Below are 231 nucleotides of genomic sequence, written 5' to 3' on the forward strand. Positions count from 1 at the left end.
GAGCCAGCTCTGCGGATTGTCGGTGAGCCTGGCATTGGCGCCGTCGCGCGCCTGCGGCCCGAAATCGAGAATGCGCGGGCCAACGAGGCCGAGATGGAGAAAGGCAGATGCCGCCCCGGGTCCACCGTTGAACGCAAAGGTGATTGGGCGATTTGTACCCCCATTCTTGGCGGTATAGGCGGTGTAGAAGATCGCCCCCGTCTGGTTGCCGTCCTGGCCGAAGAGATCGAG

General features: G+C 63.6%; 1 protein-coding gene. It reads right to left on the reverse strand.

Annotated elements, in window-relative coordinates; translation table 11 throughout:
• The coding region (locus SCA31_RS25735) for a S10 family serine carboxypeptidase-like protein (RefSeq protein WP_410699758.1) at nt 1–231 on the reverse strand (231 nt) is incomplete at both ends.

Origin of the sequence: Chryseobacterium sp. SIMBA_028, from assembly GCF_046535285.1 — a bacterium.
GTDB lineage: Bacteria > Bacteroidota > Bacteroidia > Flavobacteriales > Weeksellaceae > Chryseobacterium.